Origin of the sequence: Gelidibacter salicanalis (genome assembly GCF_016469035.1) — a bacterium.
GTDB classification, from domain to species: domain Bacteria; phylum Bacteroidota; class Bacteroidia; order Flavobacteriales; family Flavobacteriaceae; genus Gelidibacter; species Gelidibacter salicanalis_A.
The window spans coordinates 41,539-61,904 of record NZ_JAEHJZ010000040.1; the positions used below are offsets into that span (position 1 = coordinate 41,539).

The window sequence follows — 20,366 nt, forward strand, 5'->3', positions numbered from 1 at the left end:
AAATTTATTACATTTGAAATTTAACTAAAGCCATTTCATGATTACACATATCCAAGGGAAACTTGTTGAAAAAAATTTAACTGATGTTGTAATTGATTGCAATGGTGTAGGCTATCATATCAATATTTCATTGCATACCTATTCTCAAATTCCAGAGGGTGAGCATCTAAAGCTGTATACGTTTTTACAAGTAAAGGAAGACTCGCATACACTTTACGGGTTTTCTTCTATTGCTGAACGTGAGATTTTTAAGCTATTAATTTCGGTCAGCGGGGTAGGTTCTAGTACCGCTCGTACCATGTTGTCTTCTTTGACGCCAAAACAGGTGAGGGAAGGGATTGCGCATGGCGATGTAGCCTTAATTCAGTCTATCAAAGGGATTGGTGCAAAAACAGCGGCTCGTGTAATTCTAGATTTAAAGGATAAAGTGCTAAAAGTGTACGACATAGATGAAGTTTCTGTAGTTAAAAACAATACTCATAAAGATGAAGCGTTATCTGCTTTAGAAGTCCTCGGATTTGCAAGAAAGCAAGCCGAACGCGTCGTTGAGAAGATTGTTGCCACCCAACCAGATGCCAACGTCGAAGTCATTATAAAGGCGGCATTAAAAAATTTATAATCCATTTTGAGCACAACTAACCCTAGGTTATTACCGTCACAAAAACGTTTATGGCTTATCGTCATAACCCTGTTTATAAGTTATCTTGGATTTTCACAAGAATTACCGCCTATACAGGATAGTACTAAAACGGGCCATGCATTGGGTAGTATCAAAATGCCCAATCCTAACAGTATTGTTTCAAAATACACGTATGATCCCATTACTGATCGGTATATCTATACACAAACGGTGGGAAGCTTTAATATCAATTACCCGCTTATCTTATCGCCCAATGAATATCAAAAATTGGTGCTTGAAGAAAATCTAAAAAATTACTATAAACAAAAGATTGACGCTGCTGAAGGTCGAAAGGAAGGCACTGATGATCAGCAAAAAAACCTACTGCCGGAGTTTTACGTCAATTCTGGATTCTTTGAAACAATTTTTGGCGGCAATACCATTGAAGTTGTTCCGCAAGGATCTGTAGAAATGGATTTAGGGATCTTGTTTACCAAGCAAGATAATCCGTCGTTTTCGCCCCGTAACCGAAGTAATTTTACCTTCGATTTTGACCAACGTATCAGTTTGAGTTTATTGGGAAAAGTGGGAACCCGACTTCAGGTTACGGCCAATTATGACACTGAATCTACCTTCGATTTTCAGAATTTGATCAAGCTGGAATACACCCCAACTGAAGATGACATTGTCCGAAAAATTGAGGTCGGTAACGTCAGTATGCCACTGAACAGCTCTCTAATTACCGGGGCTCAAAGCTTGTTTGGGGTAAAAACCGAATTACAATTTGGAAAAACACGCGTTACCGCGGTGTTCTCTGAGCAAAAATCGCAGTCGCGTTCTGTAGTCGCTCAAGGTGGTGGCACGCTCGAAGAGTTTTCGTTTTATGCACGGGACTATGATGAGAATCGGCATTTTTTCTTAGCGCAATATTTTAGAGAGCGTTATGATGTGGCCTTGCAACGCTACCCATATATCAACAGTAATGTTCAAATTACACGTATTGAAGTTTGGGTGACCAATAGAAGTAATCAAACGGATAATGTGCGTAACGTGGCCGCATTTCAGGATCTTGGGGAATCACAACGTGTAGGCTCTGATGTGACGATCTTACGACCAGGCCCACTCCCCGACAATAAAAATAATGGCTTTGATCCTACTAATATCGGTGGCGCAGGTTCTAATTTAAATGCGGCGGTAAGAGATATTACAAGAGTACAGCAAGGAATTAATATTACAGCCAATGAAGGTTTCGATTTTGGGAAATTGGAAAATGCCAAAAAGCTGGTGGAGGGCTATGATTACACCCTTCAAACGCAATTGGGTTATATTTCCTTAAACCAACGTTTGCTGAATGATGAGGTGTTGGCAGTGGCATTTCAATATACCGTTGGCAACAAAGTGTACCAAGTTGGAGAGTTTGCCAATGATGGGGTTGAGGCAACAGGAACGGCTACGGATCCAAATACTGGAAATACGGTAATCAACAACAATAACTTAATCTTAAAAATGCTGAAGAGTGCTATCACAAATGTGAATCAGCCTATTTGGGATTTAATGATGAAGAATATTTATGATTCCGGTGCCTATCAACTGAGTCAAGAAGACTTTAAATTGAATATTTTTTATACGGAAGCCTCACCAGTCAACTATATCAGACCTGTCGAGGGGACAACGTTTCCGCTCTATGATAATAATACCCAAGACGCTTCTGATGACACACCCATTACAGAAACGCCTTTAATCCGGCTGTTTCATTTGGACCGATTGAACTTTAATAATGATCCGCAGCAAAACGGGGATGGTTTTTTTGATTTTGTGCCTGGCATTACCGTTTTGAACCAAAATGGAAAGATCATTTTCACAAAGGTGGAGCCTTTTGGGAAATATCTCTTTGATGTTTTGGCTGATCCTGCGTATCCTTCAGATTATAATGATCCTACGTATACCAACCCAAATCAGGAAAAGTATGTGTACGACTTGCTTTACAAAGGCACAAAAACCGCCGCTTTAGAAGAGGCCGATAAAAACAAGTTCCAGTTGAAAGGGCGTTACAAATCTTCAGGTAGTGACGGGATTGCCATTGGTGCCTTTAACGTGCCCCGAGGCTCCGTTAAAGTAACTGCCGGTGGGCGTGTACTGGTAGAAGGTGTGGACTACACCGTCAACTATCAATTAGGTCGTGTCGAAATTTTAGACCAAGCGCTTAAAGCTTCAAATACCCCCATAAATGTATCGGTAGAAAACAATGCGGTTTTTGGACAGCAAACCAAGCGTTTCGCTGGCGTAAATGTGGAGCATCAGTTCAATGAAAATTTTGTATTGGGGGCCACATTCTTAAATTTGAGTGAGCGTCCAATTACCCAAAAAGCCAATTACAATTCGGAGTCCATCAATAATACTATTTTTGGTATTAACGGTAATTATTCAACTGAAGTCCCATTCTTAACCCGATTGGTCAATAAGTTGCCAAATATTGATACGGACGTCCCTTCCAATTTGTCGGTAAGAGGAGAGTTTGCATACCTCCTTCCGGGTGCACCAAAAGGCACCGACTTTCAGGGGGAGTCTACGGCATATGTTGATGATTTTGAAGGTTCGCAAGGAAGCATTGACTTACTATCGCCCCAAGCGTGGCATTTATCAAGCCGACCCAAAAACTTGGGCATCGGTGCCAATGAAGATGATAATGGTATTCAAAATGGTTTTAACAGAGCCATGCTAAATTGGTACACCGTTGATCCTATATTTTACAGCCCCCAAAGACCGGGCGGAATAACGGACGATGATGTATCCAACCTGTACACCAGGCGTGTGTTTATTGATGAAATATTCCCACAGAGAGATTTGGTGCAAGGACAAAGCACTATAATCCCCACGTTAGATTTGGCGTATTATCCTGCACAAAGAGGGCCCTATAATTTCCAGACCCAAAATATTAATTTGCCTAATACATTAACATCGCCACAGGACAGTTGGGCGGGTATTACACGCCAAATTACCAGTACAGATTTTGAACAGGCAAATGTTGAGTATATTGAGTTTTGGGTGCAAGATCCATTTTTAGATAATCCGGCCAATCCAGGAGGGAAATTGCTTTTAAACCTTGGCAACATCTCTGAAGACATTCTTAAGGACGGTAAAAAACAGTATGAGAATGGCCTTCCTGATAATGGTGATGTGAGCGGTTTAAACACAACCGCGTTTGGATCTGTAGTGCCCCGTAACCAATCCTTAATTTATGCGTTTTCAAGTTTGGGAGCGGAGCGTGCAAATCAAGATGTTGGGTATGACGGTTTTGATGATGATAAGGAGATTATGGAATTTGGTTCCCAGTTTGGACCAGATCCGTCCAATGACAATTACAAATATTTTCTTCAAGCTGACGGCGATATTTTAAACCGCTATAAACAATACAATGGTACGGAAGGTAACTCGCCAGACGTTTTCTCTGACACCAATAGAGGTTCTACTACACAACCTGATGTAGAGGATATTAACAGAGATAATACAATGAACACCATTGATAGTTATTATGAATACGAAGTAGATATTACACGTGCCAGTTTAGACAACCCAAACAATACCTTAATCAATGATGTCAAAACCAGAAACATCACCTTGCCAAATGGCGATAATAGAGATGTGAGATGGTATCAGTTCCGCATTCCAATTGACGCCTCTACAAGAGCCATTGGTGGTATTTCTGATATCAGATCAGTACGTTTTGCAAGAATGTACCTTAAAGGGTTTTCGCAACCTACCGTAATGCGTTTTGCCTCCTTAGATTTGGTAAGAAGTGATTGGAGGCGTTATACTTTAGATTTGGATAACAATCCTGGAAATAACAGTAATGATGCTTCTTTTAATGTTGGAGTCATTGGACTGCAAGAAAATGAAGGTAATTATGTGTTGCCTCCTGGGGTAGAGTTGGAGCAGCTTAATAACAACAACAACATTATCAGACAGAACGAACAATCTTTAGTGGTTGAGGTGTGCGAGTTGGAAGGTGGAGATTCTCGCGGTGTCTATAAAAATATTAACATCGACATGCGTCAGTATAAAAAACTGAAAATGTTTATGCATGCTGAACCTTTGGAAGGGCGCTCATTGAATCCGGGTGAAATGGTTGGTTTTATCAGAATGGGGAACGATTTTACCCAGAATTTCTATGAAATTCAAGTGCCCTTAAATGTAGTTTCTGGCGCAGGGAGAGACCAAGTTTGGCCCTCAGAAAACCAAATTGATATTACCTTAGATGTACTCCAACAAATAAAATCCATAGGTATTAGTGACGGTTCCCTATCTAACCAAGATCCTACAGTATATAATGTAATGTCATCGGGCCCTCAAGTGGTGTCAACAGGCGATCCTTTTGAAGTTGGAGAAACACGTGTGGCCATTAAAGGGAATCCTAATTTTGGGGACGTGAGAGTGTTGATGGTGGGGATTAAAAATAACACTACAGCCAGCAATGTGTGTGGCAAAGTATGGTTTAATGAGTTGCGCCTCTCTGATTTAGATAATGAAGGTGGTTGGGCAGCGGTATTGAGCATGGACTCCAATATTGCGGATTTTGCTGATATTAGTGCGACTGGAAGACAGAGTACTGTTGGTTTTGGTGGTATTGAGCAGCGCCCTAATGAGCGCAGCCGTGAAGATGTAAAACAGTACGACGTGGTTACCAATGTCAATCTTGGTCAGTTGTTGCCTAAAAAATGGGGACTTCAGGTGCCGTTTAACTATGCGCAAAGTGAAGAAATGATCACGCCTAAATATGACCAATACTATAATGATTTGACTCTGGATTCCAGGCTTAGTGCGGCACGTTCATCAGAAGAAGAGGATGAGATTTTAGAACAATCTGAAGATTATACCAAGCGTAAGAGTATCAATTTTATCGGCGTCAGAAAACAGCGTACGGGAGATGAAAAACCACGATTTTATGATGTGGAAAATCTGACCTTCAATTATTCCTATAATAAAGTTGACCATCGGGATTTTGAAATTGAAAAAGCCTTAGATCAAAATTTAAGAACTGGCGTTAATTACGCCCATAGCTTTGAACCCATAACCTATGAGCCTTTCGCTAAAAATGATTCTATTTTTAAAAGCAAGTACGCCAAGATATTAAAGGATCTTAACTTTAACTTGTTACCCAACAGTTTTACCATAAACACAGATATTTTACGTCAGTTCAACAAACAGAAATTTAGAGAAGTTGAGTTGGGGGGCAATAATATTGGTTTGGAAGAATTGTTCCGAAGAAATTACAGATTCGATTTTCAATATGCCATCAATTATAAATTGACCAAGTCCTTGAATCTTAATTTTTCGGCCAACAATACCAACATCGTCAGAAATTATTTTGTTGATGATGTCATTAACGGCAGACAAGACCCTACGTTAGATGTGTGGGATGGTTTCTTTGATCTTGGAGATCCTAATATTCAAAGTCAGCAACTGCAGCTCAACTATGAAATTCCGCTGTATAAAATTCCGACGTTTAGTTTCTTAAAAGCCACCTATTCCTATACCGGCGATTTCCAATGGCAAAAAGGCTCTGATTTAAATAATAACTTACCATTATTTGATGAAAATACTGAAACAACGCAGACGTATAACTTAGGAAATTCCATTCAAAACGCCAATACCCATAATATCAATTCGACCTTCAATATGGAAACCCTTTACAAATATGTGGGGTTGGTGAGAAAGGAAGATAAGAATAGAGCACAGCAAAGACGAACGCCTGCACCTGGGGGACTTGAAAGAAAGAGCCCGTCAGATAATGCCCCAATAGAACAATCAGATGCAAAGGCGTTCAATACCTTTGTAGATCTTGTTACAATGGTAAAACGTGTACAAATTAACTATAGCGAGAATAACGGTACTTATTTACCGGGGTATTTAAGAACGCCTGGATTTATTGGTACGATGAAACCAACTTTTGGATATACGTTTGGTAGCCAAAATGACATTAGAGATTTAGTTGCCAGAAATGGGTGGTTGACGGTTTACCCAGATTTTAACCAGCAGTACACAGAGGTGACCAACCGGATTTTGGATGTTTCGGCTAATCTTGAAGTCATTAAAGATTTGAAGATTGATCTGATTGGGAGCAGAATGTATTCTGAAAACACCAATGAGAATTTTAATACTATAGACCTTAATAATAATGGCTTGAGTGATGTTTATAATTCTTTGATTACAAATTCGTTTGGTAATTTCAATATCTCTACAGCGCTTATTAAAACGGCGTTTAGTCCGAGTGATGAACTGCAATCTGCTCCTTTTAATGATTTTAGAGCCAATAGATTGGTAATTGCAAGGCGTTTGGCACAAGACTTTTATGGTAATACAGCTTACCCTACGGATGAAGAAGGGTATCCAGTTGGTTTCGGAAAGAATAATCAAGCGGTGTTATTGCCAGCATTTTTATCGGCATACCAAGGTTCTAATCCTGATAATGTAAAACTGAGTGCTTTCAGGGATATTCCAATTCCTAACTGGACTTTAAAGTATACAGGCTTGATGCGTTTGCCATGGTTTAAAGATAAATTTAAGCGTTTTTCAGTGTCTCACGGCTATCGTTCCGGGTATACCATCAATCAATTCCGTACCAATTTAGATTATGACGAAAGTACTCCGGAAGCGCTAGATCAGGGCGGAAATTTCAAAAACAAAACCTTGTTCAGCAATATCAACTTAGAAGAACAATTTAGCCCCTTGGTAAAATTTGATTTTGAGATGAAAAGTTCCGTTAAGATTTTGGCCGAGGTTAAAAAGGACAGAATCCTTTCTCTAAGTTTTGATAATAATTTGTTGACTGAAATTAAAGGTAACGAATATACTTTAGGGCTAGGTTACCGTATTAAAGATGTGAGGATCCGTTCTAAAATGGCTGGGCCTACCCAAATTATCAAGGCAGATTTGAACATGAAAGCGGATATTTCGTTGCGAGACAACAAAACCATCATCAGGTATTTAGATTTAGAAGATAATCAAGTAACTTCTGGTCAAACCATCTGGGGCGTAAAGTATTCTGCAGATTATGCCTTTAGTAAAAATTTGACCGGCATTTTCTATTTTGATTATACGTTTTCTGAATACGCCATCTCAACGGCATTCCCACAAACTACCATCAGATCGGGGATTACCTTGCGTTATAATTTCGGCAATTAATTTTGATTACCGAGTTTTAAAAAAGTACATTTGCTTTACTATTAAATTTATCACAAAAATGAATATACCAGCACAATTAAAGTATACCAAAGACCATGAATGGATTAGTATTGATGGCGATGTAGCAACTGTAGGAATCACAGATTTTGCACAAGGCGAATTAGGAGATATTGTCTACGTTGAGGTTGAAACTGTAGATGAAACTTTAGAGATTGAGGAGATTTTTGGAACCGTTGAAGCTGTAAAAACAGTTTCTGATTTGTTCTTGCCGCTATCAGGAGAGATCATTGAATTTAATTCAGCTCTTGAAGATGAACCAGAAAAAGTGAATTCAGATCCTTACGGAGACGGTTGGATGATCAAAATAAAGCTTTCTGATGTTTCTCAAATTGACGGATTACTTTCAGCTGATGCCTACAAAGAATTGATTGGTGCATAAACATTTTGCTTTAGCCCTGCTTGTAGCTTACGCTGCAGTATTATTGGTGTTAAGTTTGGTAACCCTTGGTAATATTCAAACCCTAGGGTCTTCCTTTGATGATAAAATATACCATGCTGGCGCCTATTTTGTATTGACTTTGTTGGTGTTTAATTACCTAAATACGTTAGAAGTTAAGAATGCTTTTTTATATGCCTTCGCTGCCGCAGCACTTTATGGGGTATTAATGGAATTGTTTCAAAATTATTTGACCACCACCAGAACGTTTGATGGTTATGATATGGTAGCCAATATTTTTGGTGCAATTTTTGCGGTACTCTTAGTAGCCTTCTATAGAAAGTTAAAGTTAAAATAAATGAATCCCTTGCTTATTTAACAAATTATTGGTTATTTTAGCATTCCTAAAACACTCTAAGCACATGAAACCAAAAAAAAATATAAAGTCAGACGTTGGAAGAAATAGCTCTATCTATTTTGCTGTAGGACTTGCTTTGATGTTATTGTTAACCAATTTGGCTATCAATTACAAAACGTACGATAAAGAGGCCATTGATATTGGAATGATCAATATGGATGATGAATTGGAAGAAGAAATTCCAATTACTGAGCAGTTACAAACACCGCCACCACCACCGCCACCGCCACCATCAGTGCCAGAAGAAATTGAGATTGTTGAGGATGAGAAGGAAGTAGAAGAAACGGTTATTGAGTCTTCTGAAACAAATCAAGAAGAAGAAATTGCAAAAGTTGAAGATGTAGTTGTAGTTGAAGCTCCTGAAGAAGATATCGAGGTACCATTCGCAGTAATTGAAAATGTACCTGTTTTTCCAGGTTGTGAAAACGAAAGCGGAAATAATGCGAAAAAGCAATGTATGTCTGATAAGATTGCGCAGTTTGTAAACAAGAAATTTAATGTAGACCTAGCGTCAGAATTGGGTCTTTCAGGTAAACAGCGTATCAGTGTCATCTTTAAGATTGATAAATCTGGTAGCATTACTAATATTCAAGCAAGAGCGCCGCATCCTGGTTTAGAAAAAGAAGCACAACGCGTTATTGGTTTGCTTCCTAAAATGAAACCTGGTAAGCAGCGTGGTAAAGCGGTAACAGTACCGTATTCTCTGCCAATCTTGTTCCAAGTTCAAGACTAAGAAAAATAATTTATAATAGTAAAACCCCGTTGCAAAAGCATCGGGGTTTGTTATTTTAGACTATTAACTAGGTAAAGAATACTTCGTGGGATAACACGAAATTAAGAATCCCATCCAAAAAAAATAAACGGTTTTTCGTTTTGGTACACTTGTTGTGATTTTAGCATAATATTAACATATTAACTAAAGATATTATGACAAATTTTAAGAAACCAGACAATGTTGCTGATGAGGGCAGGGGGCGACATGTGAAATCACAAAAGCATGATGCCAATTTACAGAAAAACGCTACGCTTTATTTTCAGGTAGGATTGATTCTCGCGCTTTTGGCCACGTACGCGCTTTTTGAAATGAAGTTTGAGGGTAAAAATTATCAGCTTAGTCAAATAGAGATTGAAGAGCCGTTCGCTGAGGTCACTCCAGAGCTGTTTCAAATAGCGGAGACCATCCAGCCCAAAAGTATTGACAACCAAAGCAAGACCATCGTATTATACAAAGACCCTATTATCAAACCTGACGATTTTGAAACCCCACCGGTAGACCTGCTTACCGAGCCAGAAGTGTATCTTGATCCTATAGATCCGGACAAAGTGAAGGTTGTCGCTCCACCAGAAATCGATGAGCCTGAAATTTTCAACATCCTAGGGGTAGAACAAGTGCCAATTTACCCAGGTTGTGAAGATGCGCTCACCAATACTGACCGAAGAAACTGTATGTCAGATAAGCTCAGTGCACTCATCAAAAAAACGTTTAATACCAACATTGCCAGCGACATGGGGTTGTCAGGGATTCAAAAAATTTATGTTCAATTTAAAATTGATGAATCAGGTAAAGTAACCGAAATTTTGTCCAGAGCCCCATCGGAGCAATTGGAAGAGGAAGCAGAACGCGTCCTTTCCAAAGTGCCACAAATGGTGCCTGGTAAACAAAGACATCGGCCTGTGTCTGTAATGTATACTTTGCCCATCATTTTTGACGTGCAGTAAAAATTGCTTAAATGGGCATCAAATTTCATCGAGTTATCGATGAGATATTCTATAGGAGATGTGCTTTTAATAACCCTTTGTGATTAATTTTACAGCGACTGAACTTTTTTAATTTCGTATCCCTGTTTTAAAAAAAATAGTATCTTTCCTCTGTAATAAAGGGTGTAACCGTGTATGAAGTATTTCTTCTTAAGTGTTCTTGTCAGTATTCAGCTGAATAGTTTTTCGCAAAACATTGAAATGTATGAAAAACCTCCTGTTTTTAAAGGGTGTGACAATGTGGCTATTGATGAATTAAAAACATGTTTTAACAACAAACTCAATCTTCATATTTTTGAAACGTTTAACGTTCCACAAGAGGTTGTAGATAATCGCTATAAAGGCGATGTAAAAGTGCTCTTTGAGGTCGATAAGGAAGGTGTTATAACCGTGATACATGTAGATGCTATTTACGATAGCTTAAAAGATGAAGCCATACGTGTTTTTGATGCCTTGCCAAAAATACAGCCGGGGACTTATAATGGACAGCCTACATTTTACCAATATTCTCTAGCAATAAAAATTCCGTTGGTTAATCCTGAGGTCATGAGCAGTGGCACTATAGAAGAAGAAAAAAGTATTAAAAAAGCTACGGATCTCCATACTATTGTCTCTAATGAATTTGATAGCATTACCAAAGCCATCACAACATATCAAGGTCTGGAGTATAGCAGTCAATTAAACATTCCATTTACCCACCGCTATTATTCGCGGTTTGATGGCCAAATGAACGGCTTAGGGACCAATAGCCATACTGCGGCAAAACCCTTTGTATATGAAGATGTTGCGCCTTATTACGACTTTAAAGCGGAAAAAGAAGCCCTTGTGAAAGGTTCAGACGCATGGTGGAGCCGGAAGTTGTGGGATGAGCATTTGGTGCAGGTACAAGGAGCAGATTATTGGTTTACAATTGATCCGGTACTCGATTTACAAGTAGGCAAAGATACCGATGCTGATTTTTCTACCACCTTTAATAATACACGTGGTATCTATATTCAGGGCGGTTTGGGCAAGAAATTTAGCTTTTCAGCTTCTGTATTTGAAAGCCAAGGCCGGTTTGCGCAATATTATAATCAGTATGCAGAGCGTTTAAAAGCCTTTGGTCCTGATCCCGCCATTATTCCCGGACGTGGCATTGCCAAACGCTTTAAAGATGATGCATATGATTATCCTGTGGCGGAAGCTTATTTATCCTATGCACCAGCCAAATTTATCAATGTGCAATTTGGTCATGGAAAGAATTTTATAGGTGACGGCTACCGTTCCTTATTGCAAAGCGATGTGGCAAATCCGCAGACGTTTTTAAAGTTAAATACCAAATTTTGGAAAATTAAATACACCAATACCTGGATGTGGTTACGTGACGTGCGCGATGCTGTGGTGGAGGATAAAGCGTTTTTGACGAAATATATGGCGAACCATTATTTGAGCTGGAACGTTTCCAAACGCTTAAATATCGGACTTTTTGAGTCGGTAATGTGGACAGATACTAACGGTAGGGGCTTTGATGTCAATTACCTCAATCCGATCATCTTTTTTAGAGCGGTGGAGTTTGAAGCGGGTCAGGGGTCAGGAAATGCCATTGTAGGGGCCTCTGCAAAATACAAATGGAACAATAAAATCAATTTGTACGGACAGTTTATTCTGGACGAATTTTCATTGAGCGATATCAAAGACCAAAATAAAAGCTGGAAAAATAAATTTGGATATCAATTGGGAGTTAAATATTATGATGCCTTTAAAGTAGATAATTTGATGTTGCAATTGGAATACAATCAAGTCCGTCCGTATACCTACTCCCATAATACCATTGTCAATAATTATGCTCATAGCAATCAGCCCATGGCGCATTTATGGGGCGCTAATTTTAGAGAGTTTATTGCCATTGGACGCTACAATTATCAACGTTGGTTTGCCGATGCAAAGTTTATCTTCGGTACCCGTGGATTTGATTTCAATGATGGTACCGATAATTTTAGTTATGGAGGGGATATTTATAGAAATTATAATGAGCGTCCATTTGATTCAGGTGTAAAGATTGGACAGGGCAATACCACCAAAACCTTTAATGCAGAACTACAAGCGGGATATGTCATTAACCCCGTAAGTCATTTAAAAATATTTACCAATATCAGTTTTAGAAACTTCAATCCGGAAGCCAATACAGCTACTACCTTTAGCAATAGTACGGTGTGGTTTAATCTCGGACTCAAAACCGACTTATTTAATTGGTATTTTGATTATTAACCCTTTGCCTGATTTGTGATTTTCAGATGACGGACCACAGAAAGAAATGATGAGATGTAATAGTCTTGTAGGTCATCATCAAAATATGGAATGTTGATTTAGGTTGAAAATTTACTTTTCAAGTGAGGTGATTCCAAGTGGGTATTGAAATTTAATTATTCTGTAATTGAATTGCTCAAAACCAATTTTCAAAGTATCTTTGCACTCGCATTTAAAAGTGACAAATACAAGACCAATTGGCAACCACACAAACTTCAATTCCAAAGGCCTCTATTATTTCTGATTTCAAAGAAATAACTAAGATGAGATTGTCATTGAGTGTGGTCTTCTCAGCCATAGCAGGGTATCTGTTAGGTGCAGAATCTATAGACTTTGGCACCATTGTATTGTTGGCCTTTGGCGGTTATTTTATGGTGGGCGCTTCTAATGCCTACAATCAAATTATTGAGCGCGATTTAGATGCGCTTATGGACCGTACAAAGAATAGGCCCATTCCTGCTGGCCGTATGTCGGTTAATTCGGCGTTTACGCTTGCAGTAGTATTTACAATATTAGGGATTGGCACACTGTATGTCATTAACCCACGCACCGCCATGTATGGCGCCATTTCCATATTTTTATATACCAGCGTTTATACGCCGTTAAAGACCAAAACACCACTCTCTGTATTTGCAGGTGCAATTCCTGGCGCGATTCCTTTTATGTTGGGTTGGGTTGCCGCTCGAAATGATTTTGGAATTGAGCCTGGAACCTTATTCGCTATTCAGTTTTTTTGGCAATTCCCTCATTTTTGGGCAATCGGTTGGTTTTTATTCGATGATTATAAAAAAGGAGGCTTTTTCATGCTTCCTACAGGAAAGCGCGATAAGGGTACCGCTACCCAGACCATTAGGTATACCATCTGGACAGTTCTAGTGTCTATCATTCCAGCGTTTGGAGTAACGGGAGATTTGAAATTGTCTATCGTGGCAGCGGTCGTGGTCTTCGCCTTAGGCTTGGTAATGATCTATTACGCCTTAGAATTATTTAAAAAGAGAACAGCAATAGCTGCTAAACAATTAATGATTGCAAGTGTATCTTACATCACTTTATTACAAATTGTTTATGTTGCAGATAAATTTATAAGATAAAATGGACTTAACACAAGGAACTTTCGAAGAGAAAAATAGCAGAGCCAAAAAAATGATGCTCTGGTTTGGCATCGTGTCTTTAATCATGTCTTTTGCGGGTTGGACAAGTGCTTTTGTGGTGAGCAGTAGTAGAGAAGACTGGCTAGTTGATTTTGAATTGCCAAATGCCTTTATTATTAGCACCGTTGTTGTCCTGCTGAGTAGTTTGACTTTTGTTTTGGCCAAAAAAGCGCTCGAAAAGAATAACCGGCAACTGACAACAGTATGGTTGTTTGCAACCTTGGGGTTGGGTATTGCGTTTATTGCTAACCAATTTTTGGGCTTTCAAGAAATCATTGATTTGGGTTATAATTTTACTGGTCCTACCAGTAATGTGACCATGTCCTACATCTATTTAATTGCTATGGTGCATATTGCACACGTCATTGTAGGACTGGTTTGTATTTTGATTGTTATTTATAATCATTTTAAACAGAAGTACACGGCTGAACACATGCTCGGTCTCGAACTGGCAGCCACATTTTGGCATTTTATTGATATACTATGGGTATATCTCTTTTTATTTTTATATTTTGTAAGATAATTGCTGATTTTTTTTCCAGGATGATGACACCGAAACAGCAATAATCATTGATAGAGTGCCTCAAAATTTAATGGGGATGTTTCTTTAGATCAATAAAATGATTATTTTTGTGCAACTTTTTAAATTAAAACAACTAATCACTACATATGGATACGACTGTCGTGAAACCTAGTGCCGAGAACAAGCGTTGGGGTGGAGGTACTGAACCCCTAAAAACTAGTTATGGCAAAATGATGATGTGGTTTTTTATCACTTCAGATGCCTTAACCTTTGCTGGTTTTTTAGCCGCTTACGGATTTTCAAGATTCAAATTTGCTGATTCTTGGCCCATAGCCGATAACGTTTTTACGCACGTCCCATTTATTCACGGTAACTATCCGATGATTTTTGTGGCCTTTATGACCTTTATTTTGATCATGTCTTCTGTGACTATGGTTTTGGCAGTAGATGCCGGACATCATAAAAATAAAGCTAAAGTAACTTTATATATGTTCTTAACCATCCTAGGAGGGTTGATTTTCGTAGGATCTCAGGCCTATGAGTGGTCTACTTTTATCAAGGGTACATATGGTGCAGTTGCAACTAATGGGGGTAATATTCTCCATGTTATGGATGGTAATGGGAACCAGGTAGCATTAAAAGACTTTGCGATTTCACAAGGTTCAGATCGTGAACAGCACATCAGTAGATCAGGTTTGTGGTTTACAAGTGAAACTGCATTGCCTAGTTATACGTTTGAAGAGGTTTTGGCGGGCTTTAAAGCCAATCCAGAACTTGTTGTAAGAACAACTTATACGGGTGAAGATGGTCATAAAACCATGCTATCCCGCAGTGAATCTCTTAGAGAGTTAGAAACCAAAGGGAAGACTATCGTTGAGGGTGCTAACTTGAAACACAACGAATACGGGCCGCCGTTGTTCGCCAACTATTTCTTTTTTATCACAGGATTTCACGGATTTCACGTTTCTATTGGAATTATGTTGAACATTATTATTTTCTTTAATGTGCTCATTGGAACCTACGAAAGAAGAGGATCTTACGAAATGGTCGAGAAAGTTGGATTATATTGGCATTTCGTTGATTTAGTTTGGGTGTTTGTATTTACATTCTTCTACCTAGTATAACTTGAATAACATATTTTAAACATGGCAACAGACGCACATAAATTAGAAATATTTAGAGGATTGGTAAAGTTTAAATCCAATACCCAGAAAATTTGGGGGGTTTTGATCTTTTTATCCATAGTGACCGCAATTGAAGTTGTTTTAGGTATTTATAAACCTGAAATTTTAATGGTTGAAGTTTTAGGAATGAAAGCCTTAAACTGGATCTTCATTATCCTAACCCTTGTTAAAGCGTATTATATTACTTGGGATTTTATGCACATGAGAGATGAATTGCCAAGTTTTAGACGTATGATTGTCTGGACAGGTGTGTTTCTAATAGCCTATTTGATGTTTATTATATTGCAAGAAGGCGGCTATATTGAACACGTCTTCGCAACGGGATTTGTAAAAACGGATTTTTAAATTAGCTTACTGTAACAACAGTAGCATTTAAGTGTTAAACATATATAAAAAGACGGTTATTTCAACCGTCTTTTTTATTTTTGCACAACTGTATTTCAGGTCGGTTTTAGTAGCCGGAATCTCATATTTAAGTTCAAGAACAGAAAATCATGCAAATCATCTCTAATGGATAAAAAACTTGTTATACGGTATACAGTGCTGGGGATCCTGTTTTTTCTTCCCGTAGGCTTCCTTCTGATGCTCCTTCCTGCAAGACATAATTACAATGCCCTTGATATTGTAAAAGAAAATGTACAGGACATTCAAACCTTCAGTGACTATGCTTTAGAAGATCATATTACAGTATTGGCTTTTTTTGGAAAGGATCCGCTGCAAAATATGATTGCAGCGTCTAATTTAAAGGAGTTGGTGTACGATAAATTTAAAGGTTTTAAAAAATTCCAAATTATTGCTGTAGTATCTCCTGAAGCTAAAGGAAATCTTGATCTGCTCAAAAAAGAAATCGAATCTCACGAAGATTTAAAATACTGGCATTTTGTATTTCTATCTGATGAAGACACACAACGTGTTTTTGACAGTTTAAAAACAGATCGTCCATTAAATAGCAATTTATCAACCTCAAGGGTGTTTATTGTGGATATGGACCTAAACCAACGTGGTCGTTTGGATGATCGTACAGAGAGAGAGGTAGAGACAAATGTTGTTGCGTACGATTTGACATCCTATGATTGTGTAGAAGTGGCAATCCTTAAGAACAAAATGAGTGAAGATATGCGCGTGTTGTTTACAGAATATAGAGAAAAACGCAAAGGAAACTTTGACTCTACAACACGACGCGCTAACGATTTAAAAGGTGTTACAGATGAGCAAGAAGACTAATTATTCTTACGTAGGGATTTCATTTATTGTCCTGTTGTTTGGAATTTATTTCGTTCCAAAAATTATAGACCGTGTCAATAACAAAGACGTTGTTAGAGATGAAAGTAGGACTGAAGACATTAACCTCAATCCGAAAAAGAAACCAGGAAATCTGTCAGATTTAGAATTTATGGAACTCAATGGCGTACGTAAAAAAGTACCGGCTTTTAGTTTTACCAATCAGAATGGAGAAACCATCACCAATAAAGATTACGAGGGTAAAGTATATGTTTTGGAGTTCTTTTTTACAACCTGTCCTACCATTTGCCCTAAAATGAATGCGAACATGCTTGAGCTTCAAAACACGTTTTCTGATGAAAATGATTTTGGTATTGCATCATTTTCCATCGCGCCAAGCATCGATACGCCTGAAGTATTAAAGACTTATGCTGATGAACACGGCGTTACCAACCCCAATTGGAATATGATGACTGGAAATCAAGCAGACATCTATAAATTGGCCAATGATGGTTTTTATTTATACACCGCTGAAGATGATAGCGTAGAAGGCGGATTTGAGCATTCAGGTAATTTTGCGCTGATTGATAAAAACGGATTTATTCGCTCCAGAGCAGATACCTCTGGAAGTCCTATTATCTATTACAACGGTATGATTTCTGAAGAAGAAAAAACAGATAAAGAGGGTATGGAACAACAAATCACCATGTTAAAGGAAGACATTGCAAAATTATTGAAGGAATAACATGGAGCACACTAACCTAGCCGCGGAGAAAAAATATAACAAATGGATTGTTTTTCTATCCATTGTCATTCCTCTAGCAGTGGCTGCCTTATTTGGAGTCAACTTACGCGATTTAGGGTTTGATGTGGAGCCCCTAACATTTTTACCGCCCATTTATGCCACGATAAATGGACTGACCGCTTTAATTTTGATCGTTGCTTTTTGGGCGGTCAAAAATAAAAAAATCAAACTTCATGAAAGATTGATGACTACCGCCATTGGTTGTTCCGTTCTGTTCTTGGTGATGTATGTCGCCTATCACATGACAAGCGACTCCACGTCTTACGGCGGGGAAGGCCTTATGAGATCTATTTATTTCTTTATTTTAATTACCCATATCATTCTGTCAATCATTATCATCCCCTTTGTTCTGATCACTTATGTGCGGGCCATCACCAATAATATTGAACGCCATAAAAAAATAGCAAGGATCACATTTCCTATGTGGTTATATGTGGCACTATCTGGAGTAATTGTTTATATTATGATTTCACCTTATTATGCTTAAAATGAAAAAGAAAGTCCTTTTAATGCTCTTTACGTTTATTACCTTTATCACTACAAATGCACAGTGCGCTATGTGTCGTGCAGTATTGGAAAGTGAAGACGGCCAATCTACCGCCAAGGGCGTTAATGATGGTATTGTCTACCTCATGGTCATTCCGTATTTACTGGTGGGGGGCATCGGGATTGCCATTTACATGAAGTATTTCAGAAAGCAAAAAGCCTAAAAAAAATCTATTCTCTTTGTAACAATCTGTAGCTTTAGCAGTCTAACTAGTGCATGTTCAGGGCAAGTCTTAACAAATTGTTAAGATATTTAGCGTCTTGTTTTATGTAACATTGTAGTATTAAAGGTCTCTAAATGATACAAATAAAAGATTTACATAAATCCTACCACATGGGTACCAACTCACTTCATGTGTTAAAAGGAATTAATTTTGACGTAAAACAAGGTGAATTGGTATCAATCATGGGGTCTTCAGGGTCAGGAAAATCCACACTTCTAAATATTTTGGGAATGTTAGATGAAGCTGATGAAGGGTCTTATACCTTAGACAATGTGCCTATTAAAAATCTTAATGAGAAAATTGCTGCCAACTACAGAAACAAATTTCTCGGATTTATCTTTCAATCTTTTAATCTTATCAATTATAAATCTGCTTTAGATAACGTTGCACTGCCTTTGTATTACCAAGGGTTGCCTCGCAAAGAACGCGTAGAAAAGGCAATGCATTACCTTGATAAAGTAGGTTTGGCCCCATGGTCTCACCATTTGCCCAATGAGTTGTCTGGCGGACAAAAACAACGGGTGGCTATAGCGAGAGCATTGGCAAGTGATCCAAAAGTGTTGTTGGCCGATGAACCTACGGGAGCACTGGATACGAAAACGTCCTATGAAGTGATGGATCTTATTCAGGGCATTAATGATGAAGGAAAAACTATTTTAGTGGTCACTCACGAACACGATATTGCCCAAATGACAAAACGTATTGTCAATTTAAAAGACGGTGTCATCATTGATGATAGTGTCGTAGAACAAGTAAGAGCGTCCCAGTATGTTTGATATTGAACGGTGGCAGGAAATTTTTGAGACCTTAAGTAAAAATAAACTGCGTACGTTTTTGACGGGTCTTTCTGTAGCCTCAGGAATTTTTATTTTGGTGATTCTTCTCGGCTTTAGCTCTGGAATTCAAAATGGGGTCACCTCACAATTTGAGCGAGACGCTACAAATAGCATTTCGGTTTGGACAGGTGTAACCACCAAAGAATATAAGGGTTTAAACCCTGGGCGGCGTATTCAACTCAAAAATGAAGATTTTAACGCCGTTGTGACCAAATACAACGACAATTTAGAATATAAATCGGCCTTCTACACCATATGGGGCGGCTTGGTCAACTATAAAAATGAATCAGGGAACTACAGGATTCAAGGCGTTATGCCAGACAATCAATTTATCGAAAATGCAGACATCTCTCAAGGACGGTTCTTAAACCATTCCGATGTTGTAGGTGCTAAAAAGGTTGCCGTTATTGGTAATAAAGTGAGTCAGGATCTCTTTAAAGGTGACGATCCAATAGGAAAGGACATTTCACTTTATGGCATTAATTTTAAAGTGATTGGTGTGTTCTTTGACCCAGGAGGAGAACGTGATGAAAGTAAGGTGATGATGCCAATTACAACGGCGCAAAAGGCATTTAATGGCGGCAACGATATTAGAAGTATGATGTATACTGTAAAAATGTCTGATAATTTTGATGAGGCGGTAGCACTTTCTGAACAGATTTCTTTAGGCATCGAAAATGATATCAAGGAAACTCACATTATAGCCCCAGATGATATCAGTGCCGTTAGGGTAAATAATACCTTGGAAGAAGCACGTAAAATATACTCTTTAGTAGATACCATAAAAGCTGTGTTCTGGTTTGTAGGTATCGGAACCATTATTGCCGGTGTGGTAGGCGTTGGTAATATTATGCTCATTATTGTTAAGGAGCGTACCAAAGAAATTGGAATCAGAAAAGCATTGGGCGCTGAACCAATGTCTATTGTGGGCATGATTTTGCAAGAATCAGTTTTTGTGACCATGTTCTCAGGACTCTTCGGACTCGTTGCAGGCTTGGGGCTTCTAGAGTTTGTAGGACCTTTGATAGAAAGCGATTTTATAAAGTATCCGCAAGTAGATTTTAACACTGCGTTGACTACCGTATTTGTTTTGGTGTTTGCAGGCGCCATTGCAGGGTTTATTCCTGCATACCGCGCAGCTAAAATTAAACCAATTGTAGCACTAAGAGACGAATAA

The 20,366-nt window shown here is 38.4% G+C and carries 17 protein-coding genes; all 17 read left to right on the plus strand.

Going from position 1 to position 20,366, the window contains the following annotated elements:
- The first annotated feature begins 37 nt into the window (after positions 1–37).
- Complete coding sequence (gene ruvA, locus JEM65_RS16395) at positions 38–619, plus strand: Holliday junction branch migration protein RuvA (protein ID WP_199601857.1); 582 nt, start codon at positions 38–40, stop codon at positions 617–619.
- Between the two features lie 6 nt (positions 620–625).
- Positions 626–7,801, plus strand: a complete 7,176-nt coding sequence (gene sprA, locus JEM65_RS16400) for a cell surface protein SprA (protein ID WP_199601866.1) — start codon at positions 626–628, stop codon at positions 7,799–7,801.
- A 58-nt stretch (positions 7,802–7,859) separates the two neighbouring features.
- Positions 7,860–8,240: a glycine cleavage system protein GcvH gene (gene gcvH, locus JEM65_RS16405; RefSeq protein ID WP_199601868.1), complete on the plus strand. Its 381-nt coding sequence runs from the start codon at positions 7,860–7,862 to the stop codon at positions 8,238–8,240.
- The gene (locus tag JEM65_RS22485; RefSeq protein ID WP_199601870.1) at positions 8,233–8,595 is read left to right on the plus strand and encodes a VanZ family protein; all 363 of its coding nucleotides are present in this window, start codon (positions 8,233–8,235) and stop codon (positions 8,593–8,595) included. The genes gcvH and JEM65_RS22485 overlap by 8 nt, the downstream gene beginning before the upstream one ends.
- Positions 8,596–8,659: 64 nt before the next feature.
- The gene (locus JEM65_RS16415) at positions 8,660–9,388 is read left to right on the plus strand and encodes an energy transducer TonB (protein ID WP_199601879.1); all 729 of its coding nucleotides are present in this window, start codon (positions 8,660–8,662) and stop codon (positions 9,386–9,388) included.
- Between the two features lie 194 nt (positions 9,389–9,582).
- A complete protein-coding gene (locus JEM65_RS16420) occupies positions 9,583–10,374 on the plus strand; it encodes an energy transducer TonB (protein WP_199601889.1) in 792 nt (263 codons plus the stop codon).
- Positions 10,375–10,548: 174 nt separating this feature from the next.
- Positions 10,549–12,660 carry an energy transducer TonB gene (locus tag JEM65_RS16425; protein ID WP_199601897.1) on the plus strand — a complete coding sequence of 704 codons (2,112 nt, stop codon included), beginning with the start codon at positions 10,549–10,551 and terminating at the stop codon, positions 12,658–12,660.
- 236 nt (positions 12,661–12,896) lie between these two features.
- Positions 12,897–13,790, plus strand: a complete 894-nt coding sequence (gene cyoE, locus JEM65_RS16430; RefSeq protein ID WP_199601906.1) for a heme o synthase — start codon at positions 12,897–12,899, stop codon at positions 13,788–13,790.
- A gap of 1 nt (position 13,791) precedes the next feature.
- Positions 13,792–14,373, plus strand: coding sequence for a cytochrome c oxidase subunit 3 (locus JEM65_RS16435; RefSeq protein WP_199601913.1), 582 nt, complete (start codon positions 13,792–13,794; stop codon positions 14,371–14,373).
- Between the two features lie 146 nt (positions 14,374–14,519).
- Entirely contained in the window at positions 14,520–15,497 is a 978-nt protein-coding gene (locus tag JEM65_RS16440; RefSeq protein WP_199601923.1) for a cytochrome c oxidase subunit 3, read from the plus strand.
- A gap of 21 nt (positions 15,498–15,518) precedes the next feature.
- Entirely contained in the window at positions 15,519–15,902 is a 384-nt protein-coding gene (locus JEM65_RS16445) for a cytochrome C oxidase subunit IV family protein (protein ID WP_199601925.1), read from the plus strand.
- Positions 15,903–16,067: 165 nt separating this feature from the next.
- Positions 16,068–16,781: a hypothetical protein gene (locus JEM65_RS16450; RefSeq protein WP_199601927.1), complete on the plus strand. Its 714-nt coding sequence runs from the start codon at positions 16,068–16,070 to the stop codon at positions 16,779–16,781.
- Positions 16,765–17,523, plus strand: a complete 759-nt coding sequence (locus tag JEM65_RS16455; RefSeq protein ID WP_199601929.1) for an SCO family protein — start codon at positions 16,765–16,767, stop codon at positions 17,521–17,523. The genes JEM65_RS16450 and JEM65_RS16455 overlap by 17 nt, the downstream gene beginning before the upstream one ends.
- A gap of 1 nt (position 17,524) precedes the next feature.
- Positions 17,525–18,070 carry a DUF420 domain-containing protein gene (locus JEM65_RS16460; RefSeq protein WP_199601931.1) on the plus strand — a complete coding sequence of 182 codons (546 nt, stop codon included), beginning with the start codon at positions 17,525–17,527 and terminating at the stop codon, positions 18,068–18,070.
- Position 18,071: 1 nt separating this feature from the next.
- Positions 18,072–18,293 carry a hypothetical protein gene (locus JEM65_RS16465; RefSeq protein WP_199601933.1) on the plus strand — a complete coding sequence of 74 codons (222 nt, stop codon included), beginning with the start codon at positions 18,072–18,074 and terminating at the stop codon, positions 18,291–18,293.
- A gap of 134 nt (positions 18,294–18,427) precedes the next feature.
- The gene (locus JEM65_RS16470; protein ID WP_199601935.1) at positions 18,428–19,129 is read left to right on the plus strand and encodes an ABC transporter ATP-binding protein; all 702 of its coding nucleotides are present in this window, start codon (positions 18,428–18,430) and stop codon (positions 19,127–19,129) included.
- The gene (locus JEM65_RS16475; RefSeq protein WP_199601937.1) at positions 19,122–20,366 is read left to right on the plus strand and encodes an ABC transporter permease; all 1,245 of its coding nucleotides are present in this window, start codon (positions 19,122–19,124) and stop codon (positions 20,364–20,366) included. Before JEM65_RS16470 ends, JEM65_RS16475 begins: the two co-directional genes overlap by 8 nt.